The sequence below is a fragment of the Novosphingobium capsulatum NBRC 12533 genome (assembly GCF_001598375.1).
GTDB lineage: Bacteria > Pseudomonadota > Alphaproteobacteria > Sphingomonadales > Sphingomonadaceae > Novosphingobium > Novosphingobium capsulatum.
In genome coordinates this window covers 52152-68489 of sequence record NZ_BCYV01000008.1, presented here as the reverse complement: position 1 = coordinate 68489, position 16338 = coordinate 52152, and the positions used below count along the sequence as shown (strand labels likewise).

Below are 16338 nucleotides of genomic sequence, written 5' to 3'. Positions count from 1 at the left end.
ATGCAGATCTATACCGCTCCCCTGCGCGACATGCGCTTCGTGCTCAACGAATTGCACACCGACGACGGCTTTGGTGACATTCCCGCGCTTGCTGATTTCACGCCTGACCTGACTGAGGCCGTGCTGTCTGAAGCCGCCAAGCTGTGCCAGGACGTGCTGCTGCCTTTGAACCGCAGCGGCGATGAGGAAGGCTGCACCCTGGAAAACGGCGTGGTCCGCACGCCCAAGGGCTTTATCGAGGCCTACAAGGCCTTTACCGAGGGCGGTTGGAACGCTCTTGTCCTGCCGCCGGAATGGGGCGGGCAGGGCGCGCCCGAGGCCGTGGGCAAGCTGGTGGAAGAGATGATCTGCGCCACCAACGTGTCGTTCAGCCTCTATCCCGGCCTCACCAACGGCGCCATCGCCGCGCTCACCGTCTATGCCAACGACACGCTCAAGCAGGAATACCTGCCCAAGATGGTCAGCGGCGAATGGTCGGGCACCATGTGCCTGACCGAGCCGCACTGTGGCACCGACCTTGGCCTGCTGCGCACCCGCGCTGAACCGGGCGAGGATGGCAGCTACAAGCTGTCTGGCGCCAAGATCTTCATCTCGGCTGGCGAGCATGACCTGACGACCAACATCGTCCACCTCGTGCTGGCGCGCCTGCCCGATGCGCCCAAGGGCGTGAAGGGCATCAGCCTGTTCCTGGTGCCCAAGTACCTGCCCGATGCCGATGGCAACCCGTCGGTGCGCAACGGTGCGCGCTGCACCGCGATCGAGCACAAGATGGGCCTCAAGGCGTCGGCCACGTGCCAGATGCTGTTCGAAGATGCCAAGGGTTGGCTGGTGGGCGAACCGCATCGCGGCCTCGAAGCCATGTTCACGATGATGAATGCCGAGCGCGTGGGCGTGGGCATCCAGGGCCTGGGCATTGGCGAGGCTGCCTATCAGTCGGCCGTGTGGTACACCAAGGATCGCCTCCAGGGCCGCTCGCTGTCGGGCACCAAGCATCCCGACAAGCCGGCCGATCCGATCATCGTGCATCCCGATGTGCGGCGCATGCTGCTGACCATGCGCGCGTGGAACGAAGGCTGCCGTGGCGTTTCCGCGTGGGTCGCCCGCGCGCTCGATGCCGAAAAGCATGGGGCAGAGCCGGAACAGCGCCAGCGCGCGTCGGACTTCGTTGCGCTGATGACCCCGGTGGTCAAGGCGATGTTCACCGACCTGGGCCTCGAAAGCGCGAGCCTTGCCGTGCAGTGTTATGGCGGTCATGGCTTCATTCGCGAAAGCGGGGTGGAGCAGTATATGCGCGATGCGCGCATCGCCATGCTCTATGAAGGCACCAACGGCATCCAGGCGCTTGACCTGGTGGGCCGCAAGCTGCCCGCCGAAATGGGCCGCTATCTGCGCAGCTTCTTCCATCCGGTCAGCGATTTCATCGACGCCAACCTGGAAGATCCGGCGATCGGCAAGATGGTTGCCGGCCTCAAGCGCGCCTTCGAAGCGCTGCAGGGTGCAACCGCAATCATCGCCGAACGTGGCATGAAAGACCCTGAGGAAGGCGGCGCGGCGGCAACCGACTATCTGCGCCTGATGGGCCTGGTCGCCATGGCCTATTGCTTTGCCAAGGCCACCAAGCTTGCCTCGCGCGAGCTGATGTCGGGCACTGGCGAAGCGGCGTTCTACAAGGCCAAGATCGACACCGCGCGCTTCTTCTATGAAAAGCTGCTGCCGCAGTCGGCCTCGCTGTACCTGGCGATCAAGGCCGGCAAGGGCTCGGTCATGGACTTTGCCGAGGAAGCTTTCTGAGGCTTGGGTAAGGCTTCGCACCACCCCCCCGACCCCCTCCTCTGAAGAGGAGGGGGAGGTAAGGCATTGATCTGAAAGCCCCATCCTCTTTAGAGGAGGGGGTGGGGGTGGTGGAAGCCTTACGCCAACGTCTCAAGCCAAGGCCCAAAATCGGCCTTGGCGCGCGTGGTATAGGCTTCCTTGCGCACTTTTTTCTTCACCGATGGATCGACCGGCGGAAACAGCCCGAAGTTCACGTTCATCGGCTGATAGGTGTCGGCTTCAGCGTCCCCGGTGATGTGGCCGAGCAGGGCGCCCAGCGCCGTGGTTACCGGCGGCGGCGTCCACGGCCGGCCGGCCAGTTCTGCCGCTGCCATCAGGCCCGCCAGCATCCCCACCGACGCGCTTTCGACATAGCCCTCGCAGCCGGTGATCTGCCCGGCAAAGCGGATGCGCGGCGCTGATTTCAGGCGCAGCTGCCGGTCGAGCAGCGTGGGCGAGTGGATGAACGTATTGCGGTGCAAGCCGCCCAGGCGCGCAAATTCGGCGTTTTCCAAGCCGGGAATGGTGCGGAACAGGCGCACCTGTTCGGCATGCTTGAGCTTGGTCTGGAAGCCCACCATGTTCCACAGCGTGCCCAGCTTGTTGTCCTGGCGCAGCTGCACCACGGCATAGGGCCAGCGGCCGGTGCGCGGATCGTCCAGGCCAACCGGCTTCATCGGGCCAAAGCGGAGCGTGTCCTCGCCGCGTTCGGCCATCACCTCGATCGGCATGCAGCCGTCGAAATAGGGGGTGTTGGCCTCCCATTCCTTGAACACGGTCTTGTCACCATCGAGCAGGCCCTGGCGAAATGCCTGGTACTGCTCCTTGTTCATCGGGCAGTTGATATAGTCCTTGCCGGTGCTTTCCGGGCCGGCGGCCTTGTCCCAGCGGCTCGCCATCCAGCACACGTCCATGTCGATCGAATCATGATAGACGATGGGGGCAATGGCATCGAAGAACGCCAGGCTTTCCGCGCCCGTGGCGGTGCCGATGCTGCTGGCGAGCGACGCAGCGGTCAGCGGCCCGGTGGCCACGATGGTCATGCCCTCGGCAGGCAGGGCATCGACGCGTTCGCGCACCACTTCCAGGTTGGGCAGTTCGCGCAGCGCCGCTTCGACGGCGGCCGAGAATACGTCGCGGTCCACCGCCAGGGCAGAGCCGGCGGGCACGCGCGCCTTGTCGGCGGCGGCCATGATCAGGCTGTCGCAGCGGCGCATCTCGTGATGCAGCAGGCCTACTGCGTTCTTTTCGTCATCGTCCGAGCGGAACGAGTTGGAGCAGACCAGTTCGGCCAGCCCATCGCCCTGATGCGCGGCGGTGGTTTCGCCGCTGCCGCGCATTTCCGAAAGCCGCACGCGAAAGCCACGCCGGGCGAGTTGCCAGGCAGCCTCGCTGCCGGCCATGCCGCCGCCGATGATGTGAATCTGGTGCGTCATCGTTCAGCGCGCCCGCGGCAGCGCCACACTGCCATCGCTTTGCCGCGAAAGCGGCTCCATCGCCACCACCGCGGCCAGCGGCAACGGGGCATAGAGATGGGGAAACAGCGCCCCGCCGCGTGACACTTCCCATTTCAGGGTTTCGCCAAAGCCCGACAGGTCGATGGCGGCCACATGCAGGTCATCCTGCCCGGCAAAGTGCTTGTCCACGGTAACGGTCAGCTGATCGTCCGTGGACATGTGGATATAGCCATCGGCCAGATCGACCGGCGCGCCGCCGAACGAACCCTGTTCCAGTTCGGCGCGCTGCGGCGCGGTCAGCACCTTGTAGGCGATCACGGGATGCCCGCTCATTCGTCAGCGCCGCCTTCTGCGCCATCGCTTTCGGCAGCGTCGCCGCCGGTTGCTTCGTCCGCGATCGCTTCACCTTCACCGTCTTCGGCGTCCTGCTCGGCCAGGCGCACCGCGCCCACCACGTGCTCGTCACCCGAAACGTTGAACAGGCGCACGCCGGCCGATCCGCGCCCGATCACGCGAAGCGACGAAAGCGGCAGGCGGATCAGCTTGGCCTGGTCGGTCACCAGCATCAGCTGGTCGGCCTGCGAGGCGGGGAAGCTGGCGACGACCGGGCCATTGCGGCCGATGTTGTCAATGTTGGTAATGCCCTGGCCACCGCGGCCGGTACGGCGATATTCATAGGCCGAAGACAGCTTGCCATAGCCGTTGGCGCAGACCGTGAGGATGAACTGCTCCTTGGCCACCAGTTCCTGGTAGCGTTCGGCGCTCATCTGTGGCTCGCCTTCCTTCTCGGCCTTCCACGGGGCAAAGCGCAGGTAATCCTCGCGCTCGTCCTGGTCCTTGACGCCGGCGCGATGCAGGATCGACAGCGAGATGACCTCGTCCCCGTCCTTGAGCGCCATGCCGCGCACCCCGGTGGACGTGCGGCTCTGGAACTCGCGCACGTCGTCGGCCGGGAAACGGATGGCCTTGCCGGCGCGACTGGCCAGCAGCACATCGTCCCCTTCGGACAGCAGCGCGACACCGATCAGGCGATCGTCGGCATCTTCCTCGAACTTCATGGCATACTTGCCGTTCGACGGGATATTGGCGAACGAATCCATCGCGTTGCGGCGTACGTTGCCCTTGGCCGTGGCGAACATGACGTTGAGCGTGCCCCATTCGGCCTCGTCTTCGGGCAAGGGCAGCACGGCGGCGATCGTTTCGCCCTGGTCAAGCGCGGGCAGCAGATTGACGACCGGGCGGCCCCGGGTGGCCGCGCCGCCTTCGGGCAGGCGCCACACCTTGAGGCGATAGACCTTGCCGGCGGTGGAGAAGAACAGCACCGGGGTGTGGGTGCTGGCCACGAACATCGTCGCGACGGCATCCTCTTCCTTGGTCGCCATGCCCGAGCGGCCCTTGCCGCCGCGCGCCTGGGCGCGGAACGTGGAAAGGGGCGTGCGCTTGATATAGCCATCGAGCGTGACGGTCACGACCATGTCTTCACGCTCGATCAGGTCTTCATCGTCGATGCCATCGGCGGCCGGCATGATCTGGGACAGGCGCGGCGTGGCATAGGCCGCGCGCACTTCCACCAGTTCCTGGCGCATCACGGCGTAAAGCTTCTGGCGATCGGCCAGGATCGCCAGGTATTCGGCGATCGCGGCGGCCAGCTTTTCCAGTTCCTCGCCGATTTCGTCGCGGCCCAGCGCCGTCAGGCGGTGCAGGCGCAGGTCAAGGATCGCGCGGACCTGGATTTCCGAGAGGCGATAGGTGCCTTCGCCGGCAACCGCGTCGTCCTCGATCGCCTCGACCAGGCGGATATAGGGCGCGATTTCGCCCATCGGCCATTCGCGGGCCAGCAGCGCCTCGCGGGCAAGCGCCGGATTGGCCGAGCCGCGGATGATCTTGACCACTTCATCGAGGTTGGTGACCGCCACCACCAGGCCAAGCAACACGTGGGCGCGGTCGCGCGCCTTGTTCAGCTCGAACTTGGTGCGCCGCGTGATCACTTCCTCGCGGAAGCGCACGAAGCTTTCGATGATATCCTTGAGGGTCAGGATTTCCGGACGCCCGCCACGGATGGCGAGCATGTTGGCCGGGAAGTTGGATTGGGCCGGGGTATTGCGCCACAGCTGGTTGAGCACGACCTCGGGCGAGGCATCGCGCTTCAAGTCCACCACGACGCGAACGCCTTCGCGGTTGGATTCATCGCGAATGTCGGAAATGCCCTCGATCCGCTTGTCCTTGGCGGCCTCGGCAATCTTTTCGACCAGGTTGGACTTGCCGACCTGATAGGGGATCGAGGTGAGCACGATGGAGCGCCGGTTGGCGTCGCGACCGCGGCCTTCCTCCACCTCGTGCTGGCAGCGCATCACGATCGATCCACGGCCTTCGGTATAGGCCTTGCGCGCACCGGCGGCGCCCAGGATCAACGGGGCGGTGGGGAAATCGGGGCCGGGAATGATCTGGATCAGCTCGTCGATCGTGATCAACGGGTTGTCCATATAGGCCAGGCAGCCGTCGATCACTTCGCCCAGATTGTGCGGCGGAATGTTGGTGGCCATGCCTACCGCGATGCCGCCGGCGCCATTGACCAGCAGATTGGGGAAGCGCGCCGGCAGAACCTGCGGCTCGTGCTCCGCCCCGTCATAGTTGGGCTGGAAGTCGACCGTGTCCTTGTCGATATCGGCCAGCAGCGAGTCCGACACCTTGGCCAGGCGCGCTTCGGTATAGCGCATCGAGGCTGGCGGATCGGGGTCCATCGAGCCGAAGTTGCCCTGGCCGTCGATCAGCGGCAGGCGCATCGACCAGTCCTGGGTCATGCGCGCCAGCGCGTCGTAAATCGCCGCGTCGCCATGGGGGTGATACTTACCCATGGTATCGCCGACGATACGCGCAGACTTGCGATAGGGCTTGGTCGAGGTGAAGCCGTTCTCGTGGCTGGTCCACAAGATGCGGCGATGCACCGGCTTCAACCCGTCGCGCACATCGGGAAGCGCACGCGCCACGATCACGCTCATCGCGTAATCGAGGTAGCTGGTCTTCATTTCGTCGACGATGTCGATCCGCTGGAATTCGTGGTCCGGCGTGCCGGGGGTGGGATCGAGGTTCGGGGTGTCGTCGCTCACGATGGTGGCTTTGTCATTTCGTTGTCTGGAAAGTAACCGCCCTAGGCGCCTTGCGCGCAAAAGGCCAGCAAACCATGCCGTTTCCGACCCAACTAACCATCACTTTTCCACACATGCGACAAGCTGCCTGAACAGCAGGACGAAATGCCATTCAATCCGCGTTCACCCCATGCCACCTAGCAAGCGCAGAGTTGCCAAGGGAGCCATTCCGCGCCACTAGCGCAGGGCCGACCAGGGTAAACGGCGGGGCCACGTGAATCCGAAACATGCGACACGGGCACCGTCGGGGTCGAACAGGAGATAAGAGATGCGCGGTTCTTTGTGGAATTCGGGTAAGGGCACGGTTGCGCGCACGGCGATGGCCGTTGCGCTGGCATCGGGGCTTGGTCTTGGCGGCATGATCGCTCCTGCGATCGCCAAGGAAGCCAAGAAGGAGCAGCCTGCCGCTGGCGGCAACTCCAAGGAATTTGCGGCAGCGGCCGCGCCGTTCCAGAAGTCGTTCAACGATTGGCAGGCCACCAAGGGCAAGGCCCCCGAGGCTGAATTCAAGGCAGGCGCGCAGAAGCTGGCCGGTGAAATCGGCCCGGTGGAAGCCGGCGCCAAGACTCCCCTCGATCGCCTGATCCTGGGCCAGTGGCAGCAGATCCTGGGCGGCGCGATGGGTGACGGCGCGCTGCAGCAGAAGGGCCTGCAGAACATGGCCGACAGCGGCCAGCTCAGCGCCGACAAGGTGCCGATGGTGCAGTACTTCCTGGGCGCCACTGCCTATCAGAACAAGGACTATGCCACCGCCACCAAGGCGCTGCGCGCTGCCGTCGACGCCAACTACAGCGAAGACAACGCCGCCGAACTGCTGGCCGATTCCTATGTCCAGCAGAACCAGCCGACCCAGGCGCTCGACGCGCTCAAGGCTGCCATCGCCGCACGCAAGGCCGCAAACGGCACCGTGCCGGTGAGCTGGTACAAGCGTGGCCAGGTCATTGCCTACAACGCCAAGCTGGGCCCGCAGGCGATCGAATGGGGCCTGCTGTCGGTTGCGGCTGATCCCACCCCGATCAACTGGCTCGGCGCTGGCCAGCTGACCCGCGAATTCAGCCAGTTCGGCAAGGAAGAGTCGGTCGATCTGGGCCGCCTGTTCGAACGCACCGGCGCGCTGGGCGTCGACAAGCAGTACACCGGCCGCGAATTCGTGGAATACATCCAGGCGGCCGACCCGCGTCGTCTGCCCGGTGAAGTGCAGAAGCTGGCCGAACAGGGCATTGCTTCTGGTGCGCTCAAGGCATCCGACCCGTTCGTGTCTGATGCACTGGCCCAGGCCAAGGCCCGTATCGCCGCTGGCGACAAGGCCTCGCTCCCGGCCATGGAACGCGATGCGGCCAAGACCGCCGATGGCAAGCTCTCGGCGATCACCGCCGACGCCTATCTCTCGTATGGCGATGCGGCGAAGGCCGAAACGCTCTACAAGGCGGCGCTGAGCAAGGGCATCGCAGCCCAAGCCGACAAGGACCGCATCGAAACCCGCCTGGGCATCGCGCTGGCCGATCAGGGCAAGTACGATGAAGCCAAGGCAGCGTTTTCCACGATCACCAGCGGCGTGCGCCTGCCTCTGGCGCAGCTGTGGATCCAGTATGTGGTGACCAAGGGCGCCAAGTAAGCGCCTTTAACGCCACAAAGGTTGAAGGGCGGCTCCTTGCGGGGCCGCCCTTTTCCTTTCTGGGATCTTTTTGCTAACTGAAATCAGGCTGCCGGGGCGAACGTGCCCGTTTCCTCGTCCAGCAGGTGCAGGATGCCATCGGAAATGGCAAAGAATGCACCGCGCAAGGTAAGATCGCCGGCGTCTTCCTTTTCCTTCACCCACGGGAAGGTGCGCAGGTTGGCAAGGCTGGCCTTCACGCCGGCCAGTTCCATCGCGCGCTCGGCCGTGCGGCCGCTGGTGCCGTGCTCTTCGACCACCGGCTTGCGTGCCTCGTCGAGCAGCGAAATCCAGTCGGCCACAAAGCCACCGGCGCCGCGTGCGGCCCCGGCCATTTCCTGGGTCAGCGCGGCGCGGCAGCCGCCGCACATGCCGTGGCCCATCACCACGACTTCCTTGACCTTGAGCACCTGCACGGCGAATTCCAGCGCGGCCGAAACACCGTGATGACCGGGCGAGGTTTCGAACGGCGGCACCATGGCTGCCACATTGCGCACCACGAACATTTCGCCCGGATCGGTGTCGAACACCTGGGCCGGGTCGACGCGGCTGTCGGAACAGGCGATGATCATCACCTTGGGTTCCTGCCCTTCGCGCAAGCGCTCCCAGCGCTCACGATGCGGGGTCCAACCATGGTCACGGAAGCGGCGGTAGCCGGCGAGGAGCTGATCCAGCTCGGGGGATGTCGCGTTTGCCATGAGCAAACGCCATGCCGTGTTCGATTGGCACTTTCAAGTGCCCCAAGTTACGCCTATCTGCGCAGGCATGACCGACACTGCCTCGAACCTTGAGCCCGCCCAGCCACAGCGCATGCGCAAGCCTGACTGGATTCGTGTAAAGGCGCCCACCAGCAAGGGCTATGGCGAGACGCGCCAATTGATGCGCGACTTGAAGCTGAATACCGTGTGCGAAGAGGCAGCCTGCCCCAACATCGGCGAATGCTGGACCAAGAAGCACGCCACGGTGATGATCCTGGGTGACGTGTGCACCCGCGCCTGCGCGTTCTGCAACGTCAAGACCGGCATGCCGCGCAAGGTCGACATTTCCGAGCCGGGCCACGTGGCCGAGGCGGCGGCCCGCATGGGGCTGGAACACATCGTGATCACCTCGGTCGATCGCGACGATCTGCCCGATGGTGGTGCCTCGCAGTTCGTCAAGGTGATCAAGGCCCTGCGCGAACAGACGCCGCAGACCACGATCGAAATCCTCACGCCCGATTTCCGCAATAAGATGGAAGGCGCGGTTGCCGCCATCGTCGAGGCGGGACCGGACGTGTACAACCACAACCTGGAAACCGTGCCCCGGCTCTATCCCACGATCCGGCCCGGTGCGCGCTATTACGCGTCGCTGCGCCTGCTCGAACAGGTCAAGCGGCTCAACCCGATGATCTTCACCAAGTCGGGCATCATGCTGGGCCTGGGTGAAGAGCGCCTGGAAGTGCACCAGGTGATGGACGACATGCGCTCGGCGCAGATCGATTTCCTCACCATGGGCCAGTATCTCCAGCCCACGCCCAAGCACACCAAGGTGATGGAATTCGTCACGCCCAAGGCGTTCGATGCCTATGGCGCGATTGCCCGCGCCAAGGGCTTCCTCCAGGTGGCGTCGAGCCCGCTGACGCGCTCGAGCTATCACGCCGGCGAAGACTTTGCCCAGATGCGCGCCACGCGTGAGGCGCAGCTGGCCAAGGCAGCGGCGCGCGCCGGGGCATAAGATGCCGCGCATCGCCGAACAGCGGCGGCTGCAATGGTCGCCGGAACAGATGTTCGACCTCGTCGCCGACGTGCGCCGCTATCCAGAGTTTCTGCCCTGGGTCGTGGCCACGCGGATCAAGGCGGACAGTGAAACCGAGATGGTCGCCGACATGCTCGTCGGCTTCAACGCGCTGCGCGAAAAGTTCACCTCGCGGGTGCGCAAGGCCAAGCCTGACCGGATCGAGGTGGAATATCTCGATGGGCCGATGAAAAGCCTGTCCAACACTTGGGCATTCCGCCCGGGTGACGACGGCACGGGCTGCGTGATCGACTTCTGCGTCGATTTCAGCTTTCGCAACGCCTTGTTCGAAAAGCTGGCGGGCCAATACCTCGATCGCGCGTTCCGCAAGATGGTCGCCGCCTTCGAAACCCGCGCGGCCAAGCTCTATGGCCCGGTCGAGGCCTGATCACGGCTGAGCTTCGGCCCCGCTTTCGCACGGGGCCGCGTGGCCTCAGTCCGCTTCGGGCGGCATCAGCAGTTCGAGGGCGCAAAGCGTGGCCTGGTGGCGCACGGCGCTGCGGGTCTGGCAATCATCGAACAGCCGGGTTTCGGCCATGATGTCTTCCGGGTTCTGGCCGCGGTGCGCACGGGCAAACACCACGGTGCCGACCGGCTTCTGTTCCGAACCACCATCGGGGCCGGCAATGCCGGTGATCGCCACCGCAACATCGGCCTGCGAATGGGCAAGGGCGCCCTGCGCCATCGACCAGGCAGTGGCCACCGATACCGCGCCAACCGCATCGATCACATCGAGCGATACACCCAGCAACTCGTGCTTGGCCTCGTTCGAATAGGTCACGAAGCCGCGATCGAGCACGCTCGAACTGCCGGCGATTTCGGTCAGCGCCGCTGCCACCAGACCGCCGGTGCAGCTTTCGGCCAAAGCGACCGTGCGGCCGATGCTGCGATTGGCCTCGATCACGCGCTGGGCCAGCGCGACGATGTCGTGCGGAAGAAGGGAGTCGGTTTCGGGGGGCATGATTGGGGGGTGTTCCGTTGTCATGGGGTTTCCGGGCACAGGGGCAGCCCGGGTTTGCGGGGCACGATGCCCGGCTTGCGCGATGGCGAATCGACCATGCGGATGATGAAGGTGAACAGGCTGGCGGTGTTTTCCGGCGGCAATGGCGCCAGAAGGCGCGTCATCTGTTCCAGAGGCGCGCAGCTTTGCGGCTTGATCGATTCGGTGACCATCTGCCCCACCATGCCATCGGCAAACGGCTGCAAGGCCTTGTCGGGCAACCGGGCCATCTGCGCGATGGTCTGGTCACCGCCCTTGGCGTCGGCCTGGCCCAGCTTGAGCAGCGCTGCCTTGGCGCGCGGCCAAGCAGCCGGCTTGGCCTGGGCATAGCGCTGCACCAGCGATTGGCCCTCGCGGGCGAAATAGCCCTGCGGCGCCAGGTGCGGCGCGCAGAACGTGATCGCGCTGTCCATCGCCGATGGCAGGGCATAGGCTACCATGGCGTCGACATCGGCCGGCTCCAGGCAGGCGCGGGCGTCTGCCGCAAAGGCCTGCTGCCCCGCGAGCAATCCGGCAAGGGCGAGCGTGGCGGCGCTGCGGCGCGCAAGGGTCAGGCTGATCATTGCGGCACCACGGTGGCAACGGCCTGCGCGGCAATGCCTTCACCGCGGCCGGTCGTGCCCAGGCGCTCGGTGGTCGTCGCCTTCACACTGACGCGGTCGATCGGCAGGCCCAGGATTTCGGCCAGGCGCGCGCGCATGGTTGCCTTATGCGGACCGATCTTGGGCGCTTCACAAATGATCGTCACATCGACATTGGCAATCGCATGGCCGCTCTGCGCCACCAGCGCGGCGGCATGGGCGAGGAAGCGATCGGACGATGCGCCCTTCCACTGCGGATCGGACGGCGGAAAGTGATCGCCGATGTCACCCGCCGCGATGGCGCCGAGCAGCGCATCGACCAGGGCATGGATCGCCACGTCGGCATCGCTATGGCCCGAAAGGCCCTTGGCATGATCGATCTTGACGCCGCACAGCCACAGGTCTTGCCCCGTGACCAGGCGGTGAACGTCAAAACCCATGCCCGTGCGGGGAAGGGGTGCTGGCATCGGGGCAGTCTCCAGATCGCTGGCAAAGGTGACCTTGCGCAAGGCCTCGTCTCCGGCAACGAGCGCCACGGCCAGGCCCGCGGCATCGGCCACCTGTGCATCATCGCCCGCTTCGGCGCCGCCGTTCCAGCCACGATGGGCGGCAAGGATGGCAGGATAATGAAACGCCTGGGGTGTCTGCACGCGATAGAGGCCCTCGCGCGCCACAGCCGTTTCGCGCTGGCCATCGGCGCCGCGCACCACGCTATCGACCACGGGCAGGGCCGGGATGGCGCCCGGCGCCGATGCCAGCGCCGCCGAGAGGCGATCGATCACTGCGCGCGGCAGGACCGGGCGGGCAGCGTCGTGAATCAGCACATGGTCCGGGGCATCGTCAGCCAGTGCTTCCAGCGCGCACGCTACCGATTCCCGCCGCGTCTCTCCGCCATGGACGAATACGACATCGGGCAATCCCTGCAGGGCCGCGGCCGCCACCTCTTCCCAACCGCGCGGGATCGCCACCATCACCGGCGCGATACCGGCAGAAATCAGCGATTCCACGCTGTGGCGCACCAGTGGCTGGCCCTGCCACAGGGCAAACTGCTTGGGCACCGTGCCGCCGGCGCGCAGGCCCTTGCCGGCGGCGACCACGACGGCGGCCGTCCTGCTCAAGGGTTGCTGGTCTGAAGGGGGAGGGACAGGGTTCATTCCGGGTGCGCCTCTACCAGCAGGGCGCAGGGAAGCCAAGCGGCGGCTTGGCCATCCCGGACGGGCGCTTGCCCACTCGCGCGTATTCGACTAAGGGCTGCCTGTTTTTTAGGCAGTATCGTTCGGTCATGACCCAGGTTCCTACTCCCCCCGTTCTCGCCCCGCTCGACGTTGGCCCCGTGCGCATTGGCTGCCCGGTGGTGCTGGCGCCGATGACGGGCGTGTCCGATCTGCCGTTCCGCCTGATGGTGCGGCGCTTCGGTTCGGGCCTTAACGTGACGGAAATGATCGCCAGCCCCGCCGCGATCCGCGAAACCCGCCAGTCGATCCAGAAATGGGCGTGGCACCCCACCGAGGAACCGGTCTCGATGCAGCTGGTCGGCTGCGATCCCGAGCAGATGGGCGAAGCGGCCAAGCTGTCGGAAGATCGCGGCGCGGCCATCATCGACATCAACATGGGCTGCCCGGTGCGCAAGGTGGTCAACGGCTATGCCGGGTCTGCGCTGATGCGCGAAGTGCCGCTGGCAGCGCGCCTCATCGAGGCGACGGTCAAGGCGGTCAAGGTTCCGGTCACGGTCAAGATGCGCATGGGCTGGTGCCATGACAGCCTCAATGCCCCGGAACTGGCACGGATCGCGCAGGATCTTGGCGCGCAAATGATCACCGTGCACGGCCGCACCCGCAACCAGATGTACAAGGGCAGCGCCGACTGGGCGTTTGTTCGCAAGGTCAAGGAAGCGGTGACCATTCCGGTGATCGTCAACGGCGATATCTGCGGGATCGAGGATGTGGCCCAGGCCGTGGCGCAGAGCGGTGCCGATGGCGTGATGATCGGGCGCGGTGCCTATGGCCGCCCGTGGCTGCTGGGGCAGGTGATGCACTGGCTGCAGACCGGCGAGGTGCGCCCCGATCCCACGATCGAGGAGCAATACCGCCTGATCGTGGAACACTACCAGTCGATGCTCGACCACTATGGCGCCGTCACCGGCGTGAACATGGCGCGCAAGCACCTGGGCTGGTACACCAAGGGCCTGCCGGGATCGGCCGAGTTCCGCAACCGTGTCAACTTCATCGATGATGCGCAGGACGTGCTCGCCAATCTCGAAGCGTTCTACGCCCCGCTGCACCACCGCGAAGCGGCATGACGCAAGGGCTGGACCGCGCCCGCGCCGAGCATCTGGTGCGGCCCGATCCCAAGCGCATGATTGCCAGCTTTCCGCTGGCCGTATTGCTGCTGGCGCCCGACATGACGATTTCGGCGGTCAATCCGGCGGCCGAACAATTGCTGAGCCAGGGCGCGCGGCGCTTGGTCGGCAAGGCCCTGATCGACGTTCTCGCCTTTGAAGAACCGCTGATCCTGCATCGCCTTGCCGATGCCGAGACTCACCTGGTGGCGCGGCGCGTGCGCGTTGGCCTGCCTGGCCGCAGCACCCGCGCGCTCGACGTGATGACCGCGCCGGTCCAGCATCATCCGGGCTGGCAAATGCTGGTCCTGCACGAAATGAGCGGTGTGGAAGGCTTAAGCGACGACGTGCCCGGTGCCGGTGCGGGCGAGACCGGCGCCCTGCGCGCGCCCGAGGTGCTGGCCCACGAAATCAAGAATCCGCTCGCCGGCATTCGCGGCGCGGCGCAATTGCTCGACCGCAAGCTGGGCGAGGCGGACCGCGCGCTGACCGGGCTGATCACCGCCGAGGTCGATCGCATCGCCAAGCTGATCGATCACATGCAGTCGCTTTCCCGCCGCATCCGCGAGCCGGCCGTGCCCTGCAACCTGCACGAAGCGGTGCGCCGCGCCCAGGCGGTGATCGCCGCCAGCGACCCGGGTGGCGTGGTGGTGCGGGAGGAATTCGATCCCTCGCTGCCCCCGGTCACGGCCAATCCCGATGCCCTGGTGCAGATCCTGCTCAACCTCATGACCAATGCGCGCGAGGCATGCGAGGGGCAGGACAACCGCCGCATCGTGGTGCGCACGCGCTTTGCCAGCGGCATTCAGGTGCATTCGCGCGCGGGCAAGCCGCTGCGCTTGCCTATCGAGGTGCGCGTCAGCGACAATGGCCCGGGTATCGACCCCGCGCTGCGCGACCATATCTTCGAGCCCTTCGTCACCGCCAAGAAAAACGGCCAGGGCCTGGGCCTCGCCTTGGTGCAGAAGCTGGTGCGGGAAATGAACGGGCGCATTACCCATGATCGCGACGAGGTGGGGGGGTGGACGCATTTCCGCCTGCATCTGCCCGTTGCCGGCACTGTGCAGAATGATTGAGCGCATGAAAGAGTCGATTCTGCTGGTCGAGGATGATTCCTCCATCGCCATCGTCATCACCGCGGCGCTCGAGGCCGAGGGCCTGCACGTTGACCGCTGCGACAGCATTGCCGGGCGCGATTGCCTGCTGGCGAGCAAGCCCTATGGCCTGATGTTGACCGACGTGATGCTGACCGATGGTGACGGCATCGAAACGCTTCCCCCTGTGCGCGCGGCGTTTCCGCGCATGCAGGTGATCATCCTGTCGGCGCAGAACACGCTCGATACCGCGGTGCGGGCGAGCGATACTGGCGCGTTTGAATATTTTCCCAAGCCGTTCGACCTGGAAGAACTGGTGCGCACCGTGCGCCAGGCGCTGGGCGCGTTGGACGGCAGCGATCTGCCCGATGCTGCCGAAGACCTGGGGCAGGGCCTGCCGCTGGTCGGGCGCAGCGCGGCGATGCAGGCGGTCTATCGCATGATCACGCGCGTGCTGCGCAATGATCTGACCGTGCTGATCCTGGGCGAATCCGGCACCGGCAAGGAACTCGTGGCCGAAGCGATCCACCAGTTGGGCAACCGGCGGGACGGGCCGTTCGTGGCGGTCAACACCGCTGCCATCCCGCACGAGTTGATCGAAAGCGAGCTGTTCGGCCACGAAAAGGGCGCGTTCACCGGGGCGGTAGCCCGGCAGATCGGCAAGTTCGAACAGGCCGCGCGCGGCACGCTGTTTCTCGACGAAATCGGCGACATGCCGCTGGAGGCGCAGACCCGCCTGCTGCGCGCCTTGCAATCCGGGCGCATCCGCCGCGTGGGCGGCACGGAGGAAATCGCGCTCAACTGTCGGATCATTGCGGCAACCAATCGCGATCTGGTGCCGATGATCGCCGCCGGCACGTTCCGCGAAGACCTTTACTACCGCCTCGCCGTTGTGCCGATCGAACTGCCGCCACTGCGCGAGCGGGCTGACGACGTGGAGGCGCTGTCCCGCCATTTCCTGGCGCGGGCAGCGGCCGAGGGATTGCCCCGGCGGCAGCTGTCGGCAGCAGGTGCGGCGCTGCTCGCGCGCCAGCCCTGGCGCGGCAACGTGCGCGAATTGCGCAATTTCATCTTCCGCCTGGCCCTGCTGGCGCGCGACGATGTGGTCGATGACGCCACGATCGAACCGCTGCTGGCCAGCGACAACGCGGCCCAGCGCGCAGGCGAGCCCGAAGCGGGCATCGGCAACGCCGCCCCGGCCGATTTCGCTACGGCGCTCGACGCATTCCTGATCCAGGCGCGTCCCGAGCCGGGCACGCTCTATGACAGCGCGCTGGCCGCGTTCGAGCGGCCGCTGTTCCTTCATGCCTTGGCGCAGACCGGCGGCAACCAGTTGCGAGCCGCGCAACTGCTGGGGATCAACCGCAACACGCTGCGCAAGCGCCTGGTCGATCTGGGCATTGCGCCGGAAGATGCCTTGGGTGGTCGCTGACGCGCCCCGTCCAGACGCGGTGTGTCATAAAAGCACTTGCATTTTTGCAAC

Annotated in this window: 14 protein-coding genes; 7 read left to right on the top strand and 7 right to left on the bottom strand. The window is 65.6% G+C overall.

Annotated features, from left to right (window positions below; translation table 11 throughout):
* Window positions 1-1791 carry an acyl-CoA dehydrogenase C-terminal domain-containing protein gene (locus SCA01S_RS07290; RefSeq protein WP_062784412.1) on the top strand — a complete coding sequence of 597 codons (1791 nt, stop codon included), beginning with the start codon at window positions 1-3 and terminating at the stop codon, window positions 1789-1791.
* 119 nt (window positions 1792-1910) lie between these two features.
* Here SCA01S_RS07290 and trmFO read toward each other — a convergent pair whose 3' ends face one another.
* Genes trmFO through gyrA form a run of 3 tightly spaced genes read right to left on the bottom strand, consistent with a single transcriptional unit; the run spans window position 1911 to window position 6376 of the window.
* Window positions 1911-3248 carry a methylenetetrahydrofolate--tRNA-(uracil(54)-C(5))-methyltransferase (FADH(2)-oxidizing) TrmFO gene (trmFO, locus tag SCA01S_RS07285; RefSeq protein WP_062784410.1) on the bottom strand — a complete coding sequence of 446 codons (1338 nt, stop codon included), beginning with the start codon at window positions 3246-3248 and terminating at the stop codon, window positions 1911-1913.
* A gap of 3 nt (window positions 3249-3251) precedes the next feature.
* Window positions 3252-3602 carry a DUF952 domain-containing protein gene (locus SCA01S_RS07280; RefSeq protein WP_022678486.1) on the bottom strand — a complete coding sequence of 117 codons (351 nt, stop codon included), beginning with the start codon at window positions 3600-3602 and terminating at the stop codon, window positions 3252-3254.
* The gene (gyrA, locus tag SCA01S_RS07275) at window positions 3599-6376 is read right to left on the bottom strand and encodes a DNA gyrase subunit A (RefSeq protein ID WP_062784408.1); all 2778 of its coding nucleotides are present in this window, start codon (window positions 6374-6376) and stop codon (window positions 3599-3601) included. The genes SCA01S_RS07280 and gyrA overlap by 4 nt, the downstream gene beginning before the upstream one ends.
* Before the next feature lie 307 nt (window positions 6377-6683).
* Here gyrA and SCA01S_RS07270 point away from each other — a divergent pair, with 307 nt between their 5' ends.
* A complete protein-coding gene (locus tag SCA01S_RS07270) occupies window positions 6684-8030 on the top strand; it encodes a hypothetical protein (protein WP_062784407.1) in 1347 nt (448 codons plus the stop codon).
* An 83-nt stretch (window positions 8031-8113) separates the two neighbouring features.
* Here SCA01S_RS07270 and SCA01S_RS07265 read toward each other — a convergent pair whose 3' ends face one another.
* Window positions 8114-8767 carry a carbonic anhydrase gene (locus SCA01S_RS07265; protein ID WP_022678483.1) on the bottom strand — a complete coding sequence of 218 codons (654 nt, stop codon included), beginning with the start codon at window positions 8765-8767 and terminating at the stop codon, window positions 8114-8116.
* A 67-nt stretch (window positions 8768-8834) separates the two neighbouring features.
* Here SCA01S_RS07265 and lipA point away from each other — a divergent pair, with 67 nt between their 5' ends.
* Together lipA and SCA01S_RS07255 are read left to right on the top strand one after the other, a co-directional pair.
* Window positions 8835-9782 carry a lipoyl synthase gene (gene lipA, locus SCA01S_RS07260; protein ID WP_022678482.1) on the top strand — a complete coding sequence of 316 codons (948 nt, stop codon included), beginning with the start codon at window positions 8835-8837 and terminating at the stop codon, window positions 9780-9782.
* A gap of 1 nt (window position 9783) precedes the next feature.
* Window positions 9784-10230 (top strand): type II toxin-antitoxin system RatA family toxin, encoded by a 447-nt coding sequence (locus tag SCA01S_RS07255; protein ID WP_062784405.1) that lies wholly within the window; start codon window positions 9784-9786, stop codon window positions 10228-10230.
* Between the two features lie 45 nt (window positions 10231-10275).
* Here SCA01S_RS07255 and SCA01S_RS07250 read toward each other — a convergent pair whose 3' ends face one another.
* The 3 genes from SCA01S_RS07250 to SCA01S_RS07240 are packed head-to-tail and all read right to left on the bottom strand — an operon-like array spanning window position 10276 to window position 12577.
* Window positions 10276-10803 carry a CinA family protein gene (locus tag SCA01S_RS07250; RefSeq protein WP_022678480.1) on the bottom strand — a complete coding sequence of 176 codons (528 nt, stop codon included), beginning with the start codon at window positions 10801-10803 and terminating at the stop codon, window positions 10276-10278.
* 20 nt (window positions 10804-10823) lie between these two features.
* Window positions 10824-11405 carry a hypothetical protein gene (locus SCA01S_RS07245; protein WP_062784403.1) on the bottom strand — a complete coding sequence of 194 codons (582 nt, stop codon included), beginning with the start codon at window positions 11403-11405 and terminating at the stop codon, window positions 10824-10826.
* A complete protein-coding gene (locus SCA01S_RS07240; RefSeq protein WP_062784401.1) occupies window positions 11402-12577 on the bottom strand; it encodes a bifunctional 2-C-methyl-D-erythritol 4-phosphate cytidylyltransferase/2-C-methyl-D-erythritol 2,4-cyclodiphosphate synthase in 1176 nt (391 codons plus the stop codon). The genes SCA01S_RS07245 and SCA01S_RS07240 overlap by 4 nt, the downstream gene beginning before the upstream one ends.
* Before the next feature lie 128 nt (window positions 12578-12705).
* Between SCA01S_RS07240 and dusB the strand changes: the two genes are divergently transcribed.
* From dusB to SCA01S_RS07225, 3 genes are read left to right on the top strand one after another with little or no spacing between them, the layout of a single operon-like run.
* Window positions 12706-13722: a tRNA dihydrouridine synthase DusB gene (gene dusB, locus SCA01S_RS07235; RefSeq protein ID WP_062784399.1), complete on the top strand. Its 1017-nt coding sequence runs from the start codon at window positions 12706-12708 to the stop codon at window positions 13720-13722.
* Entirely contained in the window at window positions 13719-14837 is a 1119-nt protein-coding gene (locus SCA01S_RS07230) for a two-component system sensor histidine kinase NtrB (RefSeq protein WP_022678476.1), read from the top strand. Before dusB ends, SCA01S_RS07230 begins: the two co-directional genes overlap by 4 nt.
* Before the next feature lie 4 nt (window positions 14838-14841).
* On the top strand, window positions 14842-16287 hold the full coding sequence (locus SCA01S_RS07225) for a sigma-54-dependent transcriptional regulator (RefSeq protein WP_062784756.1): 1446 nt from the start codon (window positions 14842-14844) through the stop codon (window positions 16285-16287).
* Window positions 16288-16338: the final 51 nt, after the last annotated feature.

Coding starts and splice junctions, on each gene's coding strand:
- SCA01S_RS07290 (WP_062784412.1), top strand. CDS start 1: ATGCAGATCTATACCGCTCCCCTGCGCGACATGCGCTTCGTGCTCAAC.
- trmFO (WP_062784410.1), bottom strand. CDS start 3,248: ATGACGCACCAGATTCACATCATCGGCGGCGGCATGGCCGGCAGCGAG.
- SCA01S_RS07280 (WP_022678486.1), bottom strand. CDS start 3,602: ATGAGCGGGCATCCCGTGATCGCCTACAAGGTGCTGACCGCGCCGCAG.
- SCA01S_RS07270 (WP_062784407.1), top strand. CDS start 6,684: ATGCGCGGTTCTTTGTGGAATTCGGGTAAGGGCACGGTTGCGCGCACG.
- SCA01S_RS07265 (WP_022678483.1), bottom strand. CDS start 8,767: ATGGCAAACGCGACATCCCCCGAGCTGGATCAGCTCCTCGCCGGCTAC.
- lipA (WP_022678482.1), top strand. CDS start 8,835: ATGACCGACACTGCCTCGAACCTTGAGCCCGCCCAGCCACAGCGCATG.
- SCA01S_RS07255 (WP_062784405.1), top strand. CDS start 9,784: ATGCCGCGCATCGCCGAACAGCGGCGGCTGCAATGGTCGCCGGAACAG.
- SCA01S_RS07250 (WP_022678480.1), bottom strand. CDS start 10,803: ATGCCCCCCGAAACCGACTCCCTTCTTCCGCACGACATCGTCGCGCTG.
- SCA01S_RS07245 (WP_062784403.1), bottom strand. CDS start 11,405: ATGATCAGCCTGACCCTTGCGCGCCGCAGCGCCGCCACGCTCGCCCTT.
- SCA01S_RS07240 (WP_062784401.1), bottom strand. CDS start 12,577: ATGAACCCTGTCCCTCCCCCTTCAGACCAGCAACCCTTGAGCAGGACG.
- dusB (WP_062784399.1), top strand. CDS start 12,706: ATGACCCAGGTTCCTACTCCCCCCGTTCTCGCCCCGCTCGACGTTGGC.
- SCA01S_RS07230 (WP_022678476.1), top strand. CDS start 13,719: ATGACGCAAGGGCTGGACCGCGCCCGCGCCGAGCATCTGGTGCGGCCC.
- SCA01S_RS07225 (WP_062784756.1), top strand. CDS start 14,842: ATGAAAGAGTCGATTCTGCTGGTCGAGGATGATTCCTCCATCGCCATC.